We start from the raw sequence: 18,741 nt of genomic DNA on the forward strand, positions 1-18,741 counted from the left end.
CCTCCGACTTACTCTGCGCCGCCGATGAAGTCCAGATTCTGGCCTTCTTTCAGGGTGACGTAAGCTTTTTTCCAGTCGCTACGACGACCAACACGCTGACCGTGACGCTTACTCTTGCCTTTAACCAGCAAGGTGTTAACGTCTTCGACTTCGACTTCAAACAGTTTCTGCACTGCAGCTTTAATTTCTGCTTTGGTCGCGTCTTTGGCAACTTTGAGAACGATGGTGTTATTCTTTTCCATCGCAGCGGACGCTTTTTCAGATACATGCGGCGCGCGCAGTACTTTCAGCAGACGTTCTTCACGAATCATGCCAGCATCTCCTCAACTTGCTTCACAGCATCAGCAGTCATAACCACTTTATCGAAGGCGATCAGGCTAACTGGGTCGATACCGGCTACATCGCGAACGTCAACCTTGTACAGGTTGCGAGCTGCCAAGAACAAGTTCTCGTCCAGTTCACCCGTTACGATCAGCACATCTTCCAGAGCCATATCTTTCAGTTTCTGCGCCAGCAACTTAGTTTTAGGTGCTTCAACAGAGAACTTTTCGACAATGATCAGACGATCTTGACGTACCAATTCGGACAGAATGCTTTTCAGCGCGCCGCGGTACATCTTTTTATTTACTTTCTGACTGTGATCCTGAGGCTTCGCAGCAAAGGTCACACCACCTGAACGCCAGATTGGGCTCTTTACAGAACCTGCACGCGCACGGCCGGTGCCTTTCTGGCGCCACGGTTTCTTACCGGAACCTGTTACTTCAGCACGGGTCTTCTGAGCACGAGTACCTTGACGGGCACCTGCTGCGTAAGCAACAACAACCTGATGTACAAGCGCTTCATTGAAATCACGCCCGAAGGTAGTTTCGGAAACAGTCAGCGCGCCTTGCGCGTCTTTCATTACCAATTCCATTCCTATCTCCTCGACGTTACGCCTTGACAGCCGGTTTTACGATCAGGTTGCCACCGGTTGCTCCCGGTACAGCGCCCTTGACCAGCAGTAGGTTGCGCTCAGCGTCAACACGTACTACATCCAGGCTTTGAACAGTTACACGTTCATCACCCATATGGCCTGCCATTTTCTTGCCTTTAAACACTTTGCCCGGAGTCTGGTTCTGACCGATAGAACCCGGAACGCGGTGAGACAAGGAGTTACCATGGGTAGCATCTTGGGTACGGAAGTTCCAGCGCTTAACAGTACCGGCAAAACCTTTACCTTTAGACGTACCTGTAACGTCGACTTTCTTAACGTCTGCAAAGATTTCGACGCTAATTTCTTGGCCAGCAGTGAATTCTTGACCTTCTGGAAGGCGGAATTCCCACAGACCACGGCCAGCTTCTACGCCAGCTTTAGCGAAATGACCCGCTTCTGGTTTAGTAACGCGGTTAGCTTTTTTAGCACCGGTAGTTACTTGCACAGCACGGTATCCGTCGTTCTCCAGGCTTTTGACCTGAGTTACGCGGTTCGCTTCAATTTCGATAACAGTTACTGGGATTGAAACGCCATCTTCAGTGAAGATACGCGTCATACCCACTTTTTTACCGACTAAACCAATCATTGTTTCAACCTCTCAATCGCTCAATGACCTGATTAACCCAGGCTGATCTGCACGTCTACACCAGCAGCCAGATCCAGACGCATCAGAGCATCAACGGTTTTCTCGGTTGGCTCAACGATGTCAACCAGACGCTTGTGAGTGCGAATCTCGTACTGATCGCGCGCATCTTTATTGACGTGCGGAGAGATCAGAACGGTAAAGCGCTCTTTGCGAGTTGGCAGCGGGATCGGACCGCGAACCTGCGCACCAGTGCGCTTGGCAGTCTCGACGATTTCCGCAGTTGATTGATCGATCAAACGATGATCAAACGCTTTCAGGCGGATACGGATTCTTTGGTTCTGCATGAGACCAGAGCTCCAATTATTTATAAACGTAAATGATTACTCCTCGCACCCATTTCGATTGATGGGGGAGTGTAATCGTTCAACATATAACCCCCATATCGGGAGTATTGTTCAGTAACAGCACTAGGCTATGACTGACAGATTAGTTTCAATCTGGCCTACCAAGATTAGGTAGGCCCGCGCATTATACGTAAATACCAGCAGGAAGCAAGCCAGTGTTGGAAATCTATGCAAAAACTTGCCAGATAATTTAATTAAGGGGATATAAGGTTAATTTGTGCGGTAGGAATGAAAAAAAGAGTGAGTCCAAGAAGGATTCTCACTCTTTTTGACTGCGTAATCTTATGGTTAATAAACAAGCTATCTTGCAAGTATTTAGTCTTTCGCCAACTGTGCCTGAGAGTAGTTTTGTATACCTAAACGCTCAATCAGACTCAGTTCTGTTTCGAGCCAGTCAATATGGCCCTCTTCATCAGCAAGAATTTCTTTCAATAAATCGCGACTAACATAGTCATGGATAGAATCAGCATAAGCAATACCTTCACGCAGATCCTTCGCCCCGGCGAGCTCGAGAGCTAAATCTGATTTCAGTATTTCCTCAACATCCTCGCCAATATTCAGCTTACCCAAGTCCTGTAAGTTAGGAATACCTTCGAGGAATAAAATACGTTCGATGTATTTATCGGCATGCTTCATTTCGTCTATGGATTCGTGATACTCCTTATCATTAAGGCGCATCAGCCCCCAGTTTTTAAACATTCGGGCATGGAGAAAATATTGATTGATGGCAACTAGCTCGTTGCCGAGTAGTGTATTGAGATGTGCAATTATCTTTTTATCGCCTTTCATAAGTATACCCTCCGCTTCCAGTACACAAAGTGTAGTACCAGATGGCAAAGTGTGGGGAATACTTCTCCCTGCTAACTATTAGGCAACATCATTCATTTCTGGAATATTCGCGCGTTCCTCGATCAGTATCTCTCTGGCCTGTCGGATGCACTTACCGCAGTCTGTACCAATGGGTACCAATTGACGCAGTTGTTTAATGGTATGTGGATGGTGCTGACGTACAGCTTTGCGGATAACTTTGTCAGATACCGCATTACACAGACAAACATACATAGAGAGACTCACTTCTTAACCAATCTCTCAAGTGTAAATAAGAATGCGTGTTATTTCAATTAAGATTATTCACTTTATCAATAAAAAAGGGTGCCGAAGCACCCTTGGTTACTTGATCAATAAAATAATTAATCAGTAAAACAATTAAGCGATAACTTTAGCAACAACACCAGCGCCTACAGTACGGCCGCCTTCACGGATTGCGAAACGCAGACCGTCGTCCATTGCGATTGGGTGAATCAAGGTAACAACCATGTTCACGTTATCACCAGGCATTACCATTTCAACGCCTTCTGGCAGTTCGATGGTACCGGTTACGTCAGTTGTACGGAAGTAGAACTGAGGACGGTAGCCTTTGAAGAACGGAGTATGACGGCCGCCTTCATCTTTGCTCAGAATATAAACTTCTGAATCAAAGGTAGTGTGTGGTTTGATAGAACCTGGTTTAGCCAGAACCTGACCACGTTCGATATCTTCACGTTTGATACCACGCAGAAGAACACCAACGTTCTCACCAGCACGGCCTTCGTCCAGCAGTTTGCGGAACATTTCAACGCCAGTACAAGTAGATTTAACAGTATCTTTGATACCAACGATCTCTACTTCTTCACCAACTTTAACGATACCGCGCTCTACACGACCAGTTACAACAGTACCACGGCCTGAGATAGAGAATACGTCTTCGATTGGCAGCAAGAATGGCTTATCGATAGCACGTTCTGGCAGTGGAATATAAGTATCCAATGCTTCAGCCAGTTCGATAATTTTTGCTTCCCACTCAGGAACGCCTTCCAGTGCTTTCAGAGCTGAGCCCTTGATTACTGGAATGTCGTCGCCTGGGAAATCGTAAGCAGAAAGAAGTTCACGAACTTCCATTTCTACCAGTTCCAGCAGCTCTTCGTCGTCAACCATGTCACATTTGTTCATGAATACGATCATGTATGGAACGCCAACCTGGCGACCCAACAGGATGTGTTCACGAGTCTGTGGCATAGGACCGTCAGTTGCAGCAACAACCAAGATCGCGCCGTCCATCTGAGCAGCACCGGTGATCATGTTTTTAACGTAGTCGGCGTGTCCTGGGCAGTCAACGTGCGCATAGTGACGAGTCGGGGTGTCATATTCAACGTGAGAAGTGTTGATGGTGATACCACGAGCTTTTTCTTCTGGTGCGTTATCGATCTGATCGAAAGCACGAGCGCTACCGCCGTAGGTTTTAGCCAGTACGGTAGTGATTGCTGCAGTCAGGGTAGTTTTACCATGGTCAACGTGGCCGATAGTACCGACGTTTACATGGGGTTTGTTACGTTCAAATTTTTCTTTAGACACGACTATATTCCTTACTCTGGTGCTCTACCACTTATGAGAGAGCACTGGATCATTGTTTTAAACCCGAAAGCTTATTTGCCACGGGCTTCGATAACGGCTTGAGCGACGTTACTCGGCGCTTCAGCATACTTCAGGAACTCCATAGAGTATGAAGCACGGCCCTGGGTCTGAGAGCGCAGGTCAGTAGCATAACCGAACATTTCAGACAACGGAACCTGGGCACGAATAGTCTTACCAGTTAACGTATCTTCCATACCTTCGATCATGCCACGACGACGACTCAGGTCACCCATTACGTCACCCGCATAATCTTCAGGGGTTTCGATTTCAACCTTCATTATTGGCTCAAGCAGAACTGGTTTAGCTCGTTTGAAACCTTCTTTAAAGGCGATAGAACCGGCTAATTTAAACGCCAATTCTGAGGAGTCAACATCATGGTAAGAACCGTAGTGCAGACGCACTTTAACGTCCACAACCGGATAACCAGCCAGAGGACCGGATTTCAGTTGTTCCTGGATACCTTTATCAACAGCAGGGATGAACTCTTTAGGAATAGAACCACCAACGATTTCGTTGACGAATTCATACCCAGCGCCACCCGGTGGTAACGGAGACATATCGATAACAACATGACCGTACTGACCACGACCGCCTGACTGCTTAGCGTGCTTACCTTCCACGTCCTTGACGGTATCGCGGATAGTTTCACGGTAAGCAACCTGAGGTTTACCGATGTTTGCTTCCACGCTAAATTCGCGGCGCATACGGTCAACCAGGATATCCAAGTGCAGCTCACCCATACCAGCGATGATAGTCTGACCTGATTCTTCGTCAGTCCACACACGGAATGATGGATCTTCTTTTGCCAGACGCCCCAGAGCCATACCCATTTTTTCCTGGTCGGCTTTGGTTTTTGGTTCAACGGCAACAGAGATAACCGGCTCAGGGAACTCCATACGTTCCAGAATGATCACATGCTTTGGATCACATAAGGTGTCACCCGTCGTCACGTCTTTCAGGCCGATCGCTGCTGCGATGTCACCTGCGCGAACTTCTTTGATCTCTTCACGTTTGTTGGCATGCATCTGTACGATACGACCCAAACGCTCTTCACGCGAACGTACTGAGTTCAGCACAGTGTCACCGGAGTTAACAATGCCAGAGTACACACGGAAGAATGTCAGGTTACCCACAAACGGGTCGGTAGCAATTTTGAATGCCAATGCAGAGAACGGCTCTTTGTCGTCTGAATGACGAACAGCCGGAGTATCTTTACCATCGTCCAAAATACCGTTGATTGCTTCAACGTCAGTTGGCGCTGGCAGATAATCGATAACGGCATCCAGCATTGCCTGTACGCCTTTGTTTTTAAACGCAGAGCCACAGGTAACCAAGATAATTTCGTTGCGCAGAACACGTTGACGCAGAGCTTTCTTGATTTCTTCTTCGGTCAGCTCTTCGCCGCCCAAATACTTGTCCATCAGCTCTTCAGACGCTTCTGCAGCCGATTCAACCAGATTCTGGTGCCATTCAGCAGCCAGCTCAGCCATATCAGCAGGGATCTCTTCGTATTCGAAGGTCACACCCAGATCGGCTTCATTCCAGTTGATCGCTTTCATTTTCACTAGATCGATAACACCAGTGAATTTCTCTTCCGCGCCGATTGCCAGTTGCAATGGAACTGGATTCGCGCCCAGACGAGCTTTAAGCTGGCCAACAACTTTCAGGAAGTTAGCACCCATGCGGTCCATTTTGTTAACGAACGCAATGCGTGGGACTTTATATTTGTTCGCCTGACGCCATACGGTCTCAGACTGTGGCTGAACACCACCAACTGCACAGTAAACCATTACCGCACCGTCAAGAACACGCATAGAACGTTCAACTTCAATGGTGAAGTCAACGTGCCCTGGGGTGTCAATGATATTGATGTGATGTGGTTCATACTGTTTAGCCATACCAGACCAGAAGCAGGTAGTAGCCGCAGAAGTAATGGTAATACCACGTTCCTGCTCTTGTTCCATCCAGTCCATAGTGGCTGCGCCGTTATGAACTTCACCGATCTTATGGTTTACACCGGTGTAAAACAGGATACGTTCGGTAGTGGTTGTCTTACCGGCGTCGATGTGAGCGCTGATACCGATATTACGATAGCGCTCAATGGGTGTTTTACGAGCCATTTGATTCCTCTATTGCCTTAGGCGTTCATTCGATTAACCATGCGGGTTAACTATTAAAGCGCCCGCATGGTTAGCATAGCTACTGCGTGGTAATTACCAGCGGTAGTGCGCGAACGCCTTGTTAGCTTCGGCCATACGGTGAACGTCTTCACGTTTCTTAACAGCAGAACCTTTGTTCTCTGCTGCGTCAGACAGTTCATTCGCCAAGCGCAAAGCCATGGATTTATCACCGCGTTTACGAGCAGCATCAACGATCCAACGCATTGCCAAGGCATTACGACGAACCGGACGAACTTCAACTGGTACCTGATAAGTAGAACCACCAACGCGGCGAGACTTAACTTCGACAGTCGGGCGCACGTTATCCAGAGCTACTTCGAAAGCTTCCAGAAAATCTTTACCAGAACGCTGAGCCAGGGTTTCCAGCGCGGTATAGACGATTGCTTCTGCAGTAGATTTTTTACCATCTACCATCAGGATATTTACAAATTTAGCCAGCAATTCAGATCCGAACTTAGGATCTGGCAAAATTTTACGCTGACCAATTACACGACGACGTGGCATGAAAATACTCCGTTGTTAATTCAGGGTTGTCCAAAACTCTAAGAGTTTATTTTGACATTAATGTGAAAATGTTTGGCCTTACTTAACGGAGAACCATTAAGCCTTTGGCTTCTTCACGCCGTACTTAGAACGTGATTGCTTACGGTCTTTAACACCTGAGCAGTCAAGCGCGCCGCGGACGGTGTGGTAACGCACACCTGGCAAGTCTTTTACACGACCGCCACGGATCAGGATCACGGAGTGTTCCTGTAGGTTATGACCTTCACCGCCGATGTAGGAGGTGACTTCAAAACCGTTAGTTAAACGCACACGGCAAACTTTACGCAGTGCGGAGTTAGGTTTTTTCGGGGTGGTGGTATATACGCGGGTACATACACCACGTTTCTGCGGGCATGCTTCCAGCGCAGGAACGTTGCTTTTAGCAACCTTCATGCTGCGTGGCTTGCGAACCAGCTGGTTAATCGTTGCCATTATTAAAAAAGCTCCTGGTTTTTTGCTTCGTAAACACGTGATAAATCCCCCTCGTTTGCACGACTGGCAGAGAACGAGGACGCAGAATTTTATGGCTGACTATCTAAGGTGTCAAGAAATATACAGCATTGACTGCATTACCATGCCAGTTGTTGCTGATGTTTTAGGGTCAAATCCACGAAGTGAGTATAGCCGATTAGCGTAGCGCTGTCTGAAATTTGACCAGACAAACCACGTGCAATAACGTCATCTTCTAACACAAATAGAGAAGCGGGGTTATTTAACAATAGCTTAAGACTTTCACTGTTTTTCAAAACAGTCATAACGCCATCTTGTAGAAAGAGAATCTCATCTTCGGATGTGACTAATCTCAGCAAAGCAGATAAATCGCAACGATAAGGAGAATGACTGACGGTATACAGCATTATAGCGACCCAAATCCCATTAAAAAGTTAGCACAACATCATAAGTTGCCAATTGGCGACGTAAATTTACCGGAGATAATACCTCGACAGCAAGGATCCAGTTCGTCACACCACTCAACCCGCGTTGCTCTAATGAGGCTTCGCAGATATAACAATTCTCAACATCGTACAGGGGTAAGACACCGAAAGTGGCAATATAGTTTCTGGCGAGAATTATTTCCGGTTGTTGCTGAGGTAATAGCTGCAAAACACCATCTGACAGAAAGAATACACCTAAATCTTCGCTTAATGCCGATGTAGCCAGTAAGGCATCCAACCCTTCCCGCCCTGCCGAATTGCCATGCGGACCTTGGGTGAAAACAAAAGCGACACGTTTCATTGCCATTAAAATTGCACCATGCGATCACAGGTCAATGCAGCTTCGGCTAACGCACCCAGGCCGGTTAAGGTAAAACCCGGTTGCAGATTCGCTGCCGCAAGATTGAGTTGTTCGGCTTCCTGTTGGTCGGTTACACCACGGCGTAATGCCGCCGCCACACACACATGCAACATAACAGCATGTTCAGCCGCCAATTGTTGCCACGCCCTTACCAAGTCAAATTCATCACTGGCAGGGGCAGTTAATTGGTTAGCGTTCAAAACGCCTTCGCGATAGAAGAAAACACTCACCAAACTGTGACCTGAATTTATCAGCGCTTGTGCGAATTGATAAGCACTACTGGCCTGCTGCGTACCATAAGCAGGCCCAGTGACCATAAGACAATATCTTTTCACGCCAGACATTAACGGTCGTGCCCTACAAGGTCGCCACTTTTGAATTGGCGAATGTAAAGATAGACGGTGTGTTTAGAGATATTAAGCCGTTCTGCAACCTGATTGATGGCATCTTTGATATCAAAAATACCCTTTTCATAAAGATTAAGTACCACTTGGCGGTTCTTCGCATTGTTAGAAACATTACGGTCCGCATTGACTTCTTCGATGGTAAATTCAAGTGTTTGCGCCACCAAATCATCAACAGATGAGGCAAAGTTGACCGAGGAAGCAACTTCCTGCGTTTCCGGCGGCATAAACGTTTGGATGATTTGTGAGAAAGGCACATCCAGATTCATGTTGATGCACAGCAAGCCAATAACACGCTGGTCACGGTTACGGATAGCGATAGTGACTGATTTCATCAGTACACCACTTTTGGCTCGGGTGAAATAAGCTCTTGAAACACTGCTGTCAGCACCGGCCATATCGTGCAACATCCGTAGAGCCAAGTCGGTTATCGGTGAACCAATTTGCCTTCCAGTGTGTTCTCCATTCGCAATTCTTACCGCAGAGCTTTTCAGATCTTCCAGTGAGTGCAGAACAATTTCACAGTGGCCGCCAATAAGCATAGCTAAGCCATCAACGACAGCTTCGTATGATTTTAGTATTTCATGGTCCGTCTGACTGAACGGACGTTCATCCAGTAAATCCAGTTCACTGGTTTCGCTACTGAGAAGCGAATTAGACATCGAAGACACCATCCTCTAGGTAAAGCCTGTCTCAATATCGTTGGCAGACTCATAACTCAATATCTTAGATTTTAAGTCTAGCAAATATGCTGAGATAAAATCCTTGCGTTTGCGCGTGATATTGACGTTAAGCCCACAAGCCATAAACCGTCAAGTTATCAACGAACAGAAGTGAAAATTGATAGATGTGCCGCAAAAAAAACCGCCACGACAATTATCGCAGCGGTTATAAGCAGAATCGGTGAACTAAGCTGAATTACTTCTTCGCTTTTTCGCCTGCAGCTGCTGCTGGTTGCTCTTCTGGAGCATCAGCTTTTGGCGCCGCTTTCACATCTAACAGTTCTACATCGAATACCAGAGTAGAGTTAGCTGGGATACCTGGGACGCCAGTTTTGCCGTAAGCCAGTTCTGGTGGGATAACCAGAGTGATCTTGCCACCTTTTTTGATTTGCTTCAGGCCTTCAGTCCAACCTGGGATAACACCGTCCAAGCGGAAGGATAATGGCTCACCACGCTTGTAGGAGTTATCAAACTCAGTGCCATCAGTCAGTGTCCCTTTGTAATTAACAACCACGGTATCACTGTCTTTTGGTGCTTCACCAGTACCGGCTTTCTCTACTTTGTACAGCAGGCCAGATTCGGTTTTCTTCACATCTTTTTCTTTAGCGAAAGTATCGCGATACTTAGCGCCCTTATCGGCATTTTCTTTAGCGTCCTGCTCCATTTTTGCCTGAGCAGAAGCTTTTACGCGAGCTTCAAAACTTTGCAGAGTGCTTTCAATTTCTGCATCAGTCAGTTTGCTTTTGTTAGCAAACGCGTCCTGAACACCGGCGATCAACTGGTCTTTATCCAGTTTAATACCCAGCTTTTCTTGTTCTTTTAGGGAATTATCCATGTAACGCCCTAATGATGCGCCTAATGCATAAGCAGATTGCTGGTCATCATTTTTAAATGCGCTATTGGTCGTTGCTGGCGCGGCTGCGGTTTTAGCTGCTTCAGCAGCGAAAGTAGCAGAGGTATTCAGGGTCAGCGCCATGGTGGTAGCCAGTAGCGTTACTTTAAACAGTGATTTCATCCATTTCTCCATTGGCTTAAGGACACTTACCCCAAGCAACGATTATAAGTGTAACTTGTACTATAACTGTCTGTGCGAACACAAAACAATCTCTATGCTGATGCTATTAAGTGATATTAAGACTTTTTTTACTACAAGAAGTTTCGTTTTATCGATATCTTGACCCTCGCAAGGCAATCACGGCGTTTTACAGGTAGAATCGCCCCTCCCCTGTTTTTTCTCTATGAGTATCAAATAGGAAGTAATAAGAGGGTATGGTTTGCAGTCATGAGAGGAAATTAATATGGAACAATCCCTGTTTGAACAACGGCTGGAAATGCTGGAAAGCCGTCTGGCATTTCAGGAAGTGACGATTGAGGAACTCAATTTGATCGTGACGGAGCACCAAATGGAAATGACCAAATTGCGGGAGCATCTGCGTTTGTTGACCGATAAACTGCGCGAATCTCAGTCTTCCATGATGGCCTCGCCAGCAGAAGAGACACCGCCTCCGCATTATTAATGCGGATAGCAAAAAGCCAGCCGCAAGGCTGGCTTTTGACTGACCATGTCAAATTTTAGTAACAGGTCAGATCTTAGTGACAGCCACAGCCGCCCTTACCACAACCACCTTTACCCTGTTCATGATCGTGGTCACCCTCATCATGGCCATGACCGCCGCAGCAACCATCACCGTGTTCATGATGATGATCATGCTCGCCATGTACGTGGCCATGTTGCAGCTCTTCTTCTGTTGCTTCACGGATAGCAACCACTTCAACGTGGAAGTTCAGATCCTGACCCGCCAGCATGTGGTTACCATCAACCACCACGTGCTCATCTTCAACAGCAGTGATCTCTACCGGTACTGGACCTTGATCGGTATCAGCCAGGAAACGCATGCCAACTTCCAGCTCGTCAACGCCCATAAAGACGTCTTTCGGTACGCGCTGCACCAGATTTTCATCATAGCTGCCGTAGCCTTCGTCTGCATTCACGCGCACATCAAAGCTGTCGCCAGCTTCATGACCTTCGAGCGCTTTTTCCAAACCAGCGATCAGGGAACCGTGTCCATGCAAGTAGTCCAACGGCGCACTCACCGGAGACTCATCAACTAAAACACCGTCTTCTGTACGTACCTGGTAAGCCAGGCTGACCACCAAGTCTTTTGCTACTTTCATGATATCTCCTACCCTTGGAACAAAAATTGGCACAGATTGTAGCTGAAATCTGCACCGCTGTACCCACCAGCATAAAAAATCGCGAAGGATAACGCTACTCGGGATGGAAAATACCGATCACTTGTTCATGCGGGCGGACGTGTTGATTGACCTGTTCATCCGTCTGGCGTTGATGGTGACCACACTTGACACACTCGACCACCTCTACCTGATCTTCACGCCATAAAGCCAATGTATCCAATGCCTTACATTTTGGACAAACCGCTCCAGCGATAAATCTTTTGCGCGTTTTTGTCTTATTAAGAGCACTTGTCATCGTTTTCTCCGACATTATTCGTATTCATCCCACCCATCTAACTGCCGACTTTCGTGTAGCATTTCTCGCTGGAAAATATCTTCCAGTTCACGGCGGGCCTCTTTAACTCTGGAGATTTGCGCCACATCACCATGATGCTGCGGCACCAATTCACGCAGCATCCGCATATCAAGACGGCGGAAATGTTGTTGCGCCCGATAAGCTTGATGTGGATGCATTCCCAATCCCAATAGCGTTTTACGTCCCAACTCCAGCGCACTGGAAAAGGTTTCGCGGGTGAAGTCTTTGACGCCATTTTGCAACAGTTCATGTGCTTCAACACGCCCTCTGGCACGCGCCAGAATGTGCAAGTCAGGGAAATGTTGCTGGCACAGATGCACCAATGTCATGGTATCTTCCGGCTCATTACAGGTGATAACAATAGCTTTAGCTTTTTCCGCGCCGGCGGCCCGCAACAGTTCCAATTCGGTGGCATCGCCGTAATAGACTTTGTAACCGTATTTGCGCATCACACTCACCGCACTGACATCACGTTCTAACACGGTAATACGCATTTTGTTCGCCATCAGTAGGCGGCCAATCACCTGACCAAATCGCCCAAAACCAACAATAATCACCTGCGGATCATTATCTTCCACGAACGGCTTCTCATCGCTCTCTTCCTGCGCGTTATAACGGCGGATCAGAATGCGATCGATAGCCTGCATCAATAATGGTGTCGTCATCATCGACAACGTAACCACCACCAGCAGCAATGCCAGTTGTTCAGCATTTAGAACATGTTGAGAGAATGCAGCGGAGAACAAGACGAAAGCAAATTCACCGCCCTGACTGAGCACTCCGGCAAATTGCAAGCGCACCGAACGGCGCAAGCCAAATGTACGTGCCAAACCATACAATACGGTGCCTTTGATAAATACCAGCGCCAGCACACCTAACAACACATCCAGCAGGTGAGTGAATAGCACACCAAGATTCAGCGCCATCCCAACCGAAATAAAGAACAACCCGAGCAATAACCCTTTAAAAGGTTCGATGGCAATTTCCAGTTCGTGCTGAAATTCACTTTCGGCCAGTAATATCCCGGCGATAAATGTCCCTAACGCCATCGATAGGCCCAATGCATCCATAAACAGTGCAGAACCTAATACCACCAGTAATGCGGCGGCAGTAAAAACCTCCCGCACACCAGAGGCGACAATATAGCGAAACAAGGGGCGCAGCAGATAGCGACCACCAATCAACATGCCCGCAAACGCCGCAACTTTAATACCAATTTTGACCCAATCATTGGCAGCACCACCGCCCCCCGCCAGAATAGGGATCAACGCCAAAGCAGGTATAACCGCCATATCCTGGAACAGTAACACCGAGAATCCGAGCTGCCCGCCTTCGTTGCGGTTCATGCCTTTTTCCCGCATTAGCTGCAATGCCATCGCGGTCGAGGACATTGCTAAACCAATGCCACCGATAACCGCCGCCTGCCAGGCGAATTGGGTGAAATAGAGTAATGCCCCCAATACTGCTGCTGTAATAACGACCTGACCCGCCCCGACACCAAAAATAGAGCGCCGCAACTGCCATAGCTTGGCTGGATTCAACTCCAACCCAATGATAAACATCAGAAACACCACACCAAGCTCGGAGAAGTGCAGTATTTCGTCAACATCACGTATAAAACCTAACCCCCATGGACCAATAGCAATACCGGCTATCAGATAACCCAACACCGCACCAATACCCAGGCGTTGAGCAATAGGGACCGCAACCACAGCGGCAAATAAAAATAATAAAATGGCAGTAAGTAGCGCTGAGCCTTCCATATATCAGTGCCCTCCCGCAGGCAGCGGCGACTGCAACCACTGCGTATAAGCTTGCGCATGGCTGGCTAAGACTTCCGGTTTCTGACGTCGTGCCCAGTATATAATCATCGGGTTCATCCAATGCATATGGCACATAGCCGCTGTCAATTCGAAAGGGCGCAGAATATCTTCCATCGGATAGCGGTTATAGCCCCCTACCCGATAGGCCCCTTCCGGTTCGCCGGTGGTAATTACCGAGCGCCAATACTTACCCGTCAGAGCATGACCACCCACACCATTGGCAAAACCACGAGCTAATACCCGGTCCAGCCACTCCTTCAGCAACGCCGGGCAACTGTAGGTATAGAGAGGATGTTGAAATACAATAACTTGATGCTCACGTAGCAATTGCTGCTCATGGTGAATATCAATAAAGAAATCAGGATAATGTGCATAAAGATCGTGCACAGTAACATGTTCTAACTGCTGCACCGGTTGCAGTAAAACCCGGTTTGCCACCGAGTCTTGTGATTCCGGATGGGCATACAGCAGCAAAACCTTCGGTGGCTGCGACATCATTCCCCTCCAAAGCGTCGTCAGGGTCCGGTTTTTCCGTTACCATGCTCCGCAAAGACCAAAAAAGACTAAGATTTATACCCAAAGTCATTGGCTCTACAGAAAGTAGCGGCAAAAACTCAGGGGATAATAATTTAACATATACCCAAAATAATTCGAGTTGCAGGAAGGCGGCAAGCGAGAGAATCCCGATGAGCTTACTTGAGTAAGTGATTCGGGTGAGCGAGCGCAGCCAACACACATGCAGCTTGAAGTATGACGGGTAAACTCTAAACATACGGCACTCTATGATTGTTTTTTCTTCGCTTCAAATACGACGTGGTACCCGCGTCTTGCTGGACAACGCTACAGCAACGATTAATCCTGGCCAAAAGGTCGGGCTGGTCGGCAAAAACGGTTGTGGTAAATCCACCCTGCTGGCGTTGCTCAAAGGCGAACTGAGCGCCGATGGGGGCAATGCCACTTTCCCCAGCAACTGGGCACTGGCCTGGGTTAATCAAGAGACCCCGGCCCTGGATATTCCGGCGATAGAGTATGTTATCGACGGGGACCGCGAATATCGCCAATTGGAGGCCGAACTTCAGGCCGCTAACGAAAAAAATGATGGTCATGCCATCGCCACCGTGCACGGCAAACTTGATGCCATCCATGCCTGGACAATTCAATCCCGTGCCGCCAGTTTGCTACACGGGCTGGGGTTTTCTCAAGAGCAATTACAGCAACCGGTACGTTCATTTTCTGGCGGCTGGCGCATGCGCCTTAACCTGGCCCAAGCGCTGGTTTGCCGCTCTGATTTACTGCTGCTGGATGAACCGACCAACCACTTGGATTTGGATGCAGTTATCTGGCTGGAAAAATGGCTGAAAAGCTATTCTGGCACGCTGGTATTAATTTCTCATGACCGCGATTTCCTTGATCCTATTATTGATAAGATTCTGCATATTGAACAGCAGACGCTGAATGAATATACCGGTAACTATTCATCTTTCGAACGCCAGCGAGCGACCAAGCTCTCGCAGCAGCAGTCGATGTATCAGCATCAGCAAGAAAAAGTGGCGCATTTACAAAGCTATATCGACCGCTTCCGCGCACAGGCGACTAAAGCCAAACAAGCTCAGAGCCGCATCAAGATGCTTGAGCGGATGGAACTGATTGCACCTGCCCATGTGGATAATCCATTCCACTTCAGCTTCCGTACACCGGAAAGTTTGCCTGACCCCCTACTCCGCATGGAGAAAGTGAGCGCCGGCTATGGTGATCGTACGATTTTGCAGTCCATTAAGCTCAATCTGGTCCCCGGCTCCCGCATCGGTCTGTTGGGGCGCAATGGTGCGGGTAAATCTACGCTAATTAAGTTGCTAGCCGGCACATTAGAGCCACAAAGCGGTGAGATTGGTTTATCCAAAGGGATTAAACTGGGTTACTTCGCCCAGCATCAGTTGGAGTTTTTGCGTGCGGATGAATCACCGCTACAGCATATGAGCCGCCTGGCACCCAAAGAGTCGGAACAACAACTGCGCGACTATTTAGGTGGCTACGGTTTTCAGGGCGATCAGGTTACGGACCCAACAGCCCGCTTCTCCGGCGGTGAAAAAGCGCGTTTGGTACTGGCACTGATTATCTGGCAGCGCCCTAACCTATTGCTACTCGATGAGCCAACCAACCACCTTGATCTTGATATGCGTCAGGCGCTAACCGAAGCCTTGATTGATTTTGAAGGCGCATTGGTGGTGGTTTCCCATGACCGCCATTTACTGCGTTCCACCACCGATGACCTCTATCTGGTGCATGATGGCAAAGTAGAGCAATTCGACGGCGATTTAGAAGATTACCAGCAATTTTTGGTCGATGTGCAGCGCCAGCAAAGCCAGCAGGATAATCCGACAAAAGAGTTGTCCGGTAATAGTGCCCAACAGCGTAAAGATCAAAAACGCCGTGAGGCAGAGTTCCGAACCCAGACTCAGCCATTGCGTAAGCAGATTATGACGCTGGAAAAACAGATGGATAAGCTCAGTACCGAGCTGGCAGTCATCGAAGAGCGATTGGCTGATTCTGCCTTATACGATATTGCACGTAAGGCTGATTTGACCCAATGTTTACAGCAGCAGACGCAAGTGAAAACCAAACTTGAAGAGACTGAAATGCACTGGCTAGATGCTCAGGAGCAGTTGGAGAACCTCACTAAGATATTTGAAGCGGGATAACCGCTTTTCAGAAAACGCCAGTATTAAGGATAATAAGGTCATGGCTAATAAGGATATTAGTGTGGTGGTACCGGTATTTAATTGCGCCGCTTACCTCACACAACTACTGGATTCATTGTACCAGCAGTCGGGTGTGTCATTGGAAATCATTGCCGTCAATGATGGTTCGACCGATGACAGCCTGACGATATTAGTAGCCGCCGCGCGCCGTGATTCGCGGCTGGTCATTGTTAATCAGGCCAATCAGGGGCTTTCTGCGGCCCGTAATGCTGGAATCGCTCGGGCAACTGCCCCCTGGATTGCTTTTGTTGATGGCGATGACTGGCTGGCCTCTGATGCTTTATCAACCTGGTTGCAACAGGCCAATCGGCAGCAATTAGATTTACTGATAGGTAATGGTTTTACCTTTACCATTGATCCCCACCTAGCGCCCAGCAGCCCCTTGTTACATAAACAGCCGTGGAGCGAGATACTTAGCGGCCAGCAATGGGTTATTCGCAGTATTGAACATAATGAGTGGCCACATTATGTATGGCTACAATTGATTCGGCGCGAATTGATCGCGGCCCATCAACTCGCATTCATCCCTGGAATGCTACATGAAGATATTCTGTGGACCACCCATCTGGCACTCGCCGTACAACGTGTCGGTTTCTGTGATACGCCATTTTATGGTTATCGCACCAACCCACTATCCATCACCCACTCTCCGTTACCCCAAGCCTTGGTGGCTCGCGCCAATAGCTATCTTAGAATTATTAACGCGCTAATTAACCTTTCTGCCACGCAACAACCGCCGTTATGCCGTGCGCTGTTACGTCACGCTAATCAGGAGAGCGGCCATTTTTTCGGGTTGATGCGTAAGAAATTATCCCCGTCACCAGAACGTTCGGCACTCGCGGCTGAGTTTAGGGCATTAGGCTTACCCAAAGCGCTGTTTCAGGGCGCGGGGAATATCAGTGAGTTCTGGCGAGCGGTACGTTTATCAGTCACTCTATGGCGTTATGCGCAGCAGAAGCATTCATTATCAAAATAGATCTCAAATTTACGTTTATTTTTGTTATTACTCAGGAAATTTTCATGTTTAATAAGGCATAAAATTACTTCTGGGAATATGTATTGATGCAGCGCATTTTGGTTATCCGAATTGATTTCCTTGGCGATCTGGTTTGTACCACTGCTTTATTACATGCATTAAAGCAGCGCTGGCCAGCAGCCGAAATTCATGTGCTGGCCAATAAATACAATCGAGATGCACTGGCACGTAACCCCGATATCAGTACCGTTCACACCTACGTTTACAGTAAGCAATGTGAAAGAAACCAACAACCGGGCAGGATCAAGGCGCTGTTTAATCGTCTGGCCCTGATTTGGCGACTGCGATGTTTACGTTTTGATTTACTGGTTATCCCTAACGGTGGCATGAACAAAAACAGTATCCAGTTCGCTAAACAACTTAATGTGGTCGATAGCCGTTGGCATAACCCGGGCAGTGAATTTGATGACCGCAATCCTGACCATGTGACCAATCGGCCAATACGCCATGAGGCGCTGTCTGGTTTTGCACTGCTACCCGAACTGGGGCGGGTCGACATCGATACGCTCAAATTACATCTCTATCCTGACCCACAATTGCAGGCAAAATGGCAGGCAGAATTAGGTGAACGCAAGCGGCCACGTATCGGGCTGTTTGTCTCGAATAAATCACCGCAACGGCGTTGGTCGTGGGAGAAGTGGCAACAGTTGGCACTGAAGCTCAGTGATCAGGCCGAGATAGTGATTTTATATGATCCCATCGCACCGCCAAGTGAACAGCAACTGGCGAGCATCCACGGCCGAAGTCTATTTACACCGTCAGTTGATGAGTTCGTGGCCGCAGCCAGTCAATTGGATGTGGTTATTTCGGCTGATAGCGCACCGGTCCATATCAGTTCAGCATTACAGATCCCGGTCGTCGCACTGTTTGAGTCGCGGCCAGAAAAATACCGGCGCTGGTACCCGTTAACCCGCCATGTGTTGTTACATGCCGGGCCACAGGTTGATGACATCACCGTTGATGCAGTTGACGCAGCGGCCCGCTCGTTGTTAATCACAGACTAAATCAAATCG

23 protein-coding genes are annotated in these 18,741 nt (G+C 48.0%); 4 read left to right on the plus strand and 19 right to left on the minus strand.

The genetic code is table 11. The features are described from left to right. Window positions 1-8: 8 nt before the first annotated feature. From rplW to fkpA, 15 genes are all read right to left on the minus strand, one after another. Window positions 9-311: a 50S ribosomal protein L23 gene (gene rplW, locus V2A85_RS02935; RefSeq protein WP_005159841.1), complete on the minus strand. Its 303-nt coding sequence runs from the start codon at window positions 309-311 to the stop codon at window positions 9-11. Then, entirely contained in the window at window positions 308-913 is a 606-nt protein-coding gene (gene rplD / locus V2A85_RS02940; protein ID WP_004702326.1) for a 50S ribosomal protein L4, read from the minus strand. The genes rplW and rplD overlap by 4 nt, the downstream gene beginning before the upstream one ends. A gap of 16 nt (window positions 914-929) precedes the next feature. Next, window positions 930-1,559 carry a 50S ribosomal protein L3 gene (gene rplC / locus V2A85_RS02945; protein ID WP_002218932.1) on the minus strand — a complete coding sequence of 210 codons (630 nt, stop codon included), beginning with the start codon at window positions 1,557-1,559 and terminating at the stop codon, window positions 930-932. A 32-nt stretch (window positions 1,560-1,591) separates the two neighbouring features. Then, window positions 1,592-1,903, minus strand: a complete 312-nt coding sequence (gene rpsJ / locus V2A85_RS02950) for a 30S ribosomal protein S10 (RefSeq protein WP_001181005.1) — start codon at window positions 1,901-1,903, stop codon at window positions 1,592-1,594. A gap of 375 nt (window positions 1,904-2,278) precedes the next feature. Next, on the minus strand, window positions 2,279-2,752 hold the full coding sequence (gene bfr, locus V2A85_RS02955; protein ID WP_083161169.1) for a bacterioferritin: 474 nt from the start codon (window positions 2,750-2,752) through the stop codon (window positions 2,279-2,281). A gap of 78 nt (window positions 2,753-2,830) precedes the next feature. Next, window positions 2,831-3,025 carry a bacterioferritin-associated ferredoxin gene (gene bfd / locus V2A85_RS02960; protein WP_005186233.1) on the minus strand — a complete coding sequence of 65 codons (195 nt, stop codon included), beginning with the start codon at window positions 3,023-3,025 and terminating at the stop codon, window positions 2,831-2,833. Between the two features lie 144 nt (window positions 3,026-3,169). Further along, complete coding sequence (gene tuf / locus V2A85_RS02965; RefSeq protein ID WP_005186230.1) at window positions 3,170-4,354, minus strand: elongation factor Tu; 1,185 nt, start codon at window positions 4,352-4,354, stop codon at window positions 3,170-3,172. A 71-nt stretch (window positions 4,355-4,425) separates the two neighbouring features. Then, complete coding sequence (fusA, locus tag V2A85_RS02970; protein WP_083161170.1) at window positions 4,426-6,534, minus strand: elongation factor G; 2,109 nt, start codon at window positions 6,532-6,534, stop codon at window positions 4,426-4,428. 93 nt (window positions 6,535-6,627) lie between these two features. Then, a complete protein-coding gene (gene rpsG / locus V2A85_RS02975) occupies window positions 6,628-7,098 on the minus strand; it encodes a 30S ribosomal protein S7 (RefSeq protein WP_002212324.1) in 471 nt (156 codons plus the stop codon). Between the two features lie 96 nt (window positions 7,099-7,194). Further along, the gene (gene rpsL / locus V2A85_RS02980; protein ID WP_002212323.1) at window positions 7,195-7,569 is read right to left on the minus strand and encodes a 30S ribosomal protein S12; all 375 of its coding nucleotides are present in this window, start codon (window positions 7,567-7,569) and stop codon (window positions 7,195-7,197) included. Window positions 7,570-7,706: 137 nt separating this feature from the next. Next, window positions 7,707-7,994: a sulfurtransferase complex subunit TusB gene (tusB, locus tag V2A85_RS02985; protein ID WP_049601300.1), complete on the minus strand. Its 288-nt coding sequence runs from the start codon at window positions 7,992-7,994 to the stop codon at window positions 7,707-7,709. A 19-nt stretch (window positions 7,995-8,013) separates the two neighbouring features. Beyond that, window positions 8,014-8,379, minus strand: coding sequence for a sulfurtransferase complex subunit TusC (gene tusC / locus V2A85_RS02990; RefSeq protein WP_372560348.1), 366 nt, complete (start codon window positions 8,377-8,379; stop codon window positions 8,014-8,016). Then, window positions 8,379-8,777 carry a sulfurtransferase complex subunit TusD gene (gene tusD, locus V2A85_RS02995; protein WP_083161172.1) on the minus strand — a complete coding sequence of 133 codons (399 nt, stop codon included), beginning with the start codon at window positions 8,775-8,777 and terminating at the stop codon, window positions 8,379-8,381. Before tusD ends, tusC begins: the two co-directional genes overlap by 1 nt. Beyond that, complete coding sequence (locus tag V2A85_RS03000) at window positions 8,777-9,499, minus strand: helix-turn-helix transcriptional regulator (RefSeq protein WP_032906602.1); 723 nt, start codon at window positions 9,497-9,499, stop codon at window positions 8,777-8,779. The genes tusD and V2A85_RS03000 overlap by 1 nt, the downstream gene beginning before the upstream one ends. A gap of 256 nt (window positions 9,500-9,755) precedes the next feature. Further along, on the minus strand, window positions 9,756-10,574 hold the full coding sequence (gene fkpA / locus V2A85_RS03005) for an FKBP-type peptidyl-prolyl cis-trans isomerase (RefSeq protein WP_372560347.1): 819 nt from the start codon (window positions 10,572-10,574) through the stop codon (window positions 9,756-9,758). Between the two features lie 283 nt (window positions 10,575-10,857). Here fkpA and V2A85_RS03010 point away from each other — a divergent pair, with 283 nt between their 5' ends. Continuing rightward, window positions 10,858-11,076 carry a protein SlyX gene (locus tag V2A85_RS03010; protein ID WP_005186209.1) on the plus strand — a complete coding sequence of 73 codons (219 nt, stop codon included), beginning with the start codon at window positions 10,858-10,860 and terminating at the stop codon, window positions 11,074-11,076. 73 nt (window positions 11,077-11,149) lie between these two features. Here the strand turns inward: V2A85_RS03010 and slyD are convergent, their stop codons facing one another. The 4 genes from slyD to kefG all read right to left on the minus strand — a co-directional run bounded on the left by slyD (window position 11,150) and on the right by kefG (window position 14,428). Beyond that, window positions 11,150-11,734 (minus strand): peptidylprolyl isomerase, encoded by a 585-nt coding sequence (gene slyD, locus V2A85_RS03015; RefSeq protein WP_420070862.1) that lies wholly within the window; start codon window positions 11,732-11,734, stop codon window positions 11,150-11,152. A gap of 94 nt (window positions 11,735-11,828) precedes the next feature. Beyond that, window positions 11,829-12,050, minus strand: a complete 222-nt coding sequence (locus tag V2A85_RS03020) for a YheV family putative zinc ribbon protein (RefSeq protein WP_372560345.1) — start codon at window positions 12,048-12,050, stop codon at window positions 11,829-11,831. Between the two features lie 14 nt (window positions 12,051-12,064). Beyond that, window positions 12,065-13,873: a glutathione-regulated potassium-efflux system protein KefB gene (gene kefB, locus V2A85_RS03025; RefSeq protein ID WP_083161175.1), complete on the minus strand. Its 1,809-nt coding sequence runs from the start codon at window positions 13,871-13,873 to the stop codon at window positions 12,065-12,067. A gap of 3 nt (window positions 13,874-13,876) precedes the next feature. After that, the gene (kefG, locus tag V2A85_RS03030) at window positions 13,877-14,428 is read right to left on the minus strand and encodes a glutathione-regulated potassium-efflux system ancillary protein KefG (protein ID WP_372560690.1); all 552 of its coding nucleotides are present in this window, start codon (window positions 14,426-14,428) and stop codon (window positions 13,877-13,879) included. A gap of 287 nt (window positions 14,429-14,715) precedes the next feature. Between kefG and V2A85_RS03035 the strand changes: the two genes are divergently transcribed. From V2A85_RS03035 to V2A85_RS03045, 3 genes are all read left to right on the plus strand, one after another. Then, window positions 14,716-16,632 (plus strand): ABC transporter ATP-binding protein, encoded by a 1,917-nt coding sequence (locus V2A85_RS03035; RefSeq protein ID WP_372560344.1) that lies wholly within the window; start codon window positions 14,716-14,718, stop codon window positions 16,630-16,632. A 40-nt stretch (window positions 16,633-16,672) separates the two neighbouring features. Beyond that, window positions 16,673-17,668, plus strand: a complete 996-nt coding sequence (locus V2A85_RS03040) for a glycosyltransferase (protein ID WP_420070863.1) — start codon at window positions 16,673-16,675, stop codon at window positions 17,666-17,668. Between the two features lie 86 nt (window positions 17,669-17,754). After that, entirely contained in the window at window positions 17,755-18,732 is a 978-nt protein-coding gene (locus tag V2A85_RS03045) for a glycosyltransferase family 9 protein (protein ID WP_420070864.1), read from the plus strand. The last annotated feature ends 9 nt before the right edge of the window (window positions 18,733-18,741 follow it).

This window comes from Yersinia sp. 1252 StPb PI, assembly GCF_048593885.1.
Taxonomy (GTDB): Bacteria; Pseudomonadota; Gammaproteobacteria; order Enterobacterales; family Enterobacteriaceae; genus Yersinia; species Yersinia enterocolitica_E.

What these genes read in the sequence shown, in the direction of transcription:
- V2A85_RS03000 (WP_032906602.1), bottom strand. Translation starts at nt 9,499, where the DNA reads ATGTCTAATTCGCTTCTCAGTAGCGAAACCAGTGAACTGGATTTACTG.
- V2A85_RS03040 (WP_420070863.1), top strand. Translation starts at nt 16,673, where the DNA reads ATGGCTAATAAGGATATTAGTGTGGTGGTACCGGTATTTAATTGCGCC.
- V2A85_RS03035 (WP_372560344.1), top strand. Translation starts at nt 14,716, where the DNA reads ATGATTGTTTTTTCTTCGCTTCAAATACGACGTGGTACCCGCGTCTTG.
- bfr (WP_083161169.1), bottom strand. Translation starts at nt 2,752, where the DNA reads ATGAAAGGCGATAAAAAGATAATTGCACATCTCAATACACTACTCGGC.
- rpsG (WP_002212324.1), bottom strand. Translation starts at nt 7,098, where the DNA reads ATGCCACGTCGTCGTGTAATTGGTCAGCGTAAAATTTTGCCAGATCCT.
- rplW (WP_005159841.1), bottom strand. Translation starts at nt 311, where the DNA reads ATGATTCGTGAAGAACGTCTGCTGAAAGTACTGCGCGCGCCGCATGTA.
- fkpA (WP_372560347.1), bottom strand. Translation starts at nt 10,574, where the DNA reads ATGAAATCACTGTTTAAAGTAACGCTACTGGCTACCACCATGGCGCTG.
- rplC (WP_002218932.1), bottom strand. Translation starts at nt 1,559, where the DNA reads ATGATTGGTTTAGTCGGTAAAAAAGTGGGTATGACGCGTATCTTCACT.
- V2A85_RS03045 (WP_420070864.1), top strand. Translation starts at nt 17,755, where the DNA reads ATGCAGCGCATTTTGGTTATCCGAATTGATTTCCTTGGCGATCTGGTT.
- bfd (WP_005186233.1), bottom strand. Translation starts at nt 3,025, where the DNA reads ATGTATGTTTGTCTGTGTAATGCGGTATCTGACAAAGTTATCCGCAAA.
- V2A85_RS03010 (WP_005186209.1), top strand. Translation starts at nt 10,858, where the DNA reads ATGGAACAATCCCTGTTTGAACAACGGCTGGAAATGCTGGAAAGCCGT.
- tusC (WP_372560348.1), bottom strand. Translation starts at nt 8,379, where the DNA reads ATGGCAATGAAACGTGTCGCTTTTGTTTTCACCCAAGGTCCGCATGGC.
- fusA (WP_083161170.1), bottom strand. Translation starts at nt 6,534, where the DNA reads ATGGCTCGTAAAACACCCATTGAGCGCTATCGTAATATCGGTATCAGC.
- rpsJ (WP_001181005.1), bottom strand. Translation starts at nt 1,903, where the DNA reads ATGCAGAACCAAAGAATCCGTATCCGCCTGAAAGCGTTTGATCATCGT.
- rplD (WP_004702326.1), bottom strand. Translation starts at nt 913, where the DNA reads ATGGAATTGGTAATGAAAGACGCGCAAGGCGCGCTGACTGTTTCCGAA.
- tusD (WP_083161172.1), bottom strand. Translation starts at nt 8,777, where the DNA reads ATGTCTGGCGTGAAAAGATATTGTCTTATGGTCACTGGGCCTGCTTAT.
- tusB (WP_049601300.1), bottom strand. Translation starts at nt 7,994, where the DNA reads ATGCTGTATACCGTCAGTCATTCTCCTTATCGTTGCGATTTATCTGCT.
- rpsL (WP_002212323.1), bottom strand. Translation starts at nt 7,569, where the DNA reads ATGGCAACGATTAACCAGCTGGTTCGCAAGCCACGCAGCATGAAGGTT.
- kefG (WP_372560690.1), bottom strand. Translation starts at nt 14,428, where the DNA reads ATGTCGCAGCCACCGAAGGTTTTGCTGCTGTATGCCCATCCGGAATCA.
- kefB (WP_083161175.1), bottom strand. Translation starts at nt 13,873, where the DNA reads ATGGAAGGCTCAGCGCTACTTACTGCCATTTTATTATTTTTATTTGCC.
- V2A85_RS03020 (WP_372560345.1), bottom strand. Translation starts at nt 12,050, where the DNA reads ATGACAAGTGCTCTTAATAAGACAAAAACGCGCAAAAGATTTATCGCT.
- slyD (WP_420070862.1), bottom strand. Translation starts at nt 11,734, where the DNA reads ATGAAAGTAGCAAAAGACTTGGTGGTCAGCCTGGCTTACCAGGTACGT.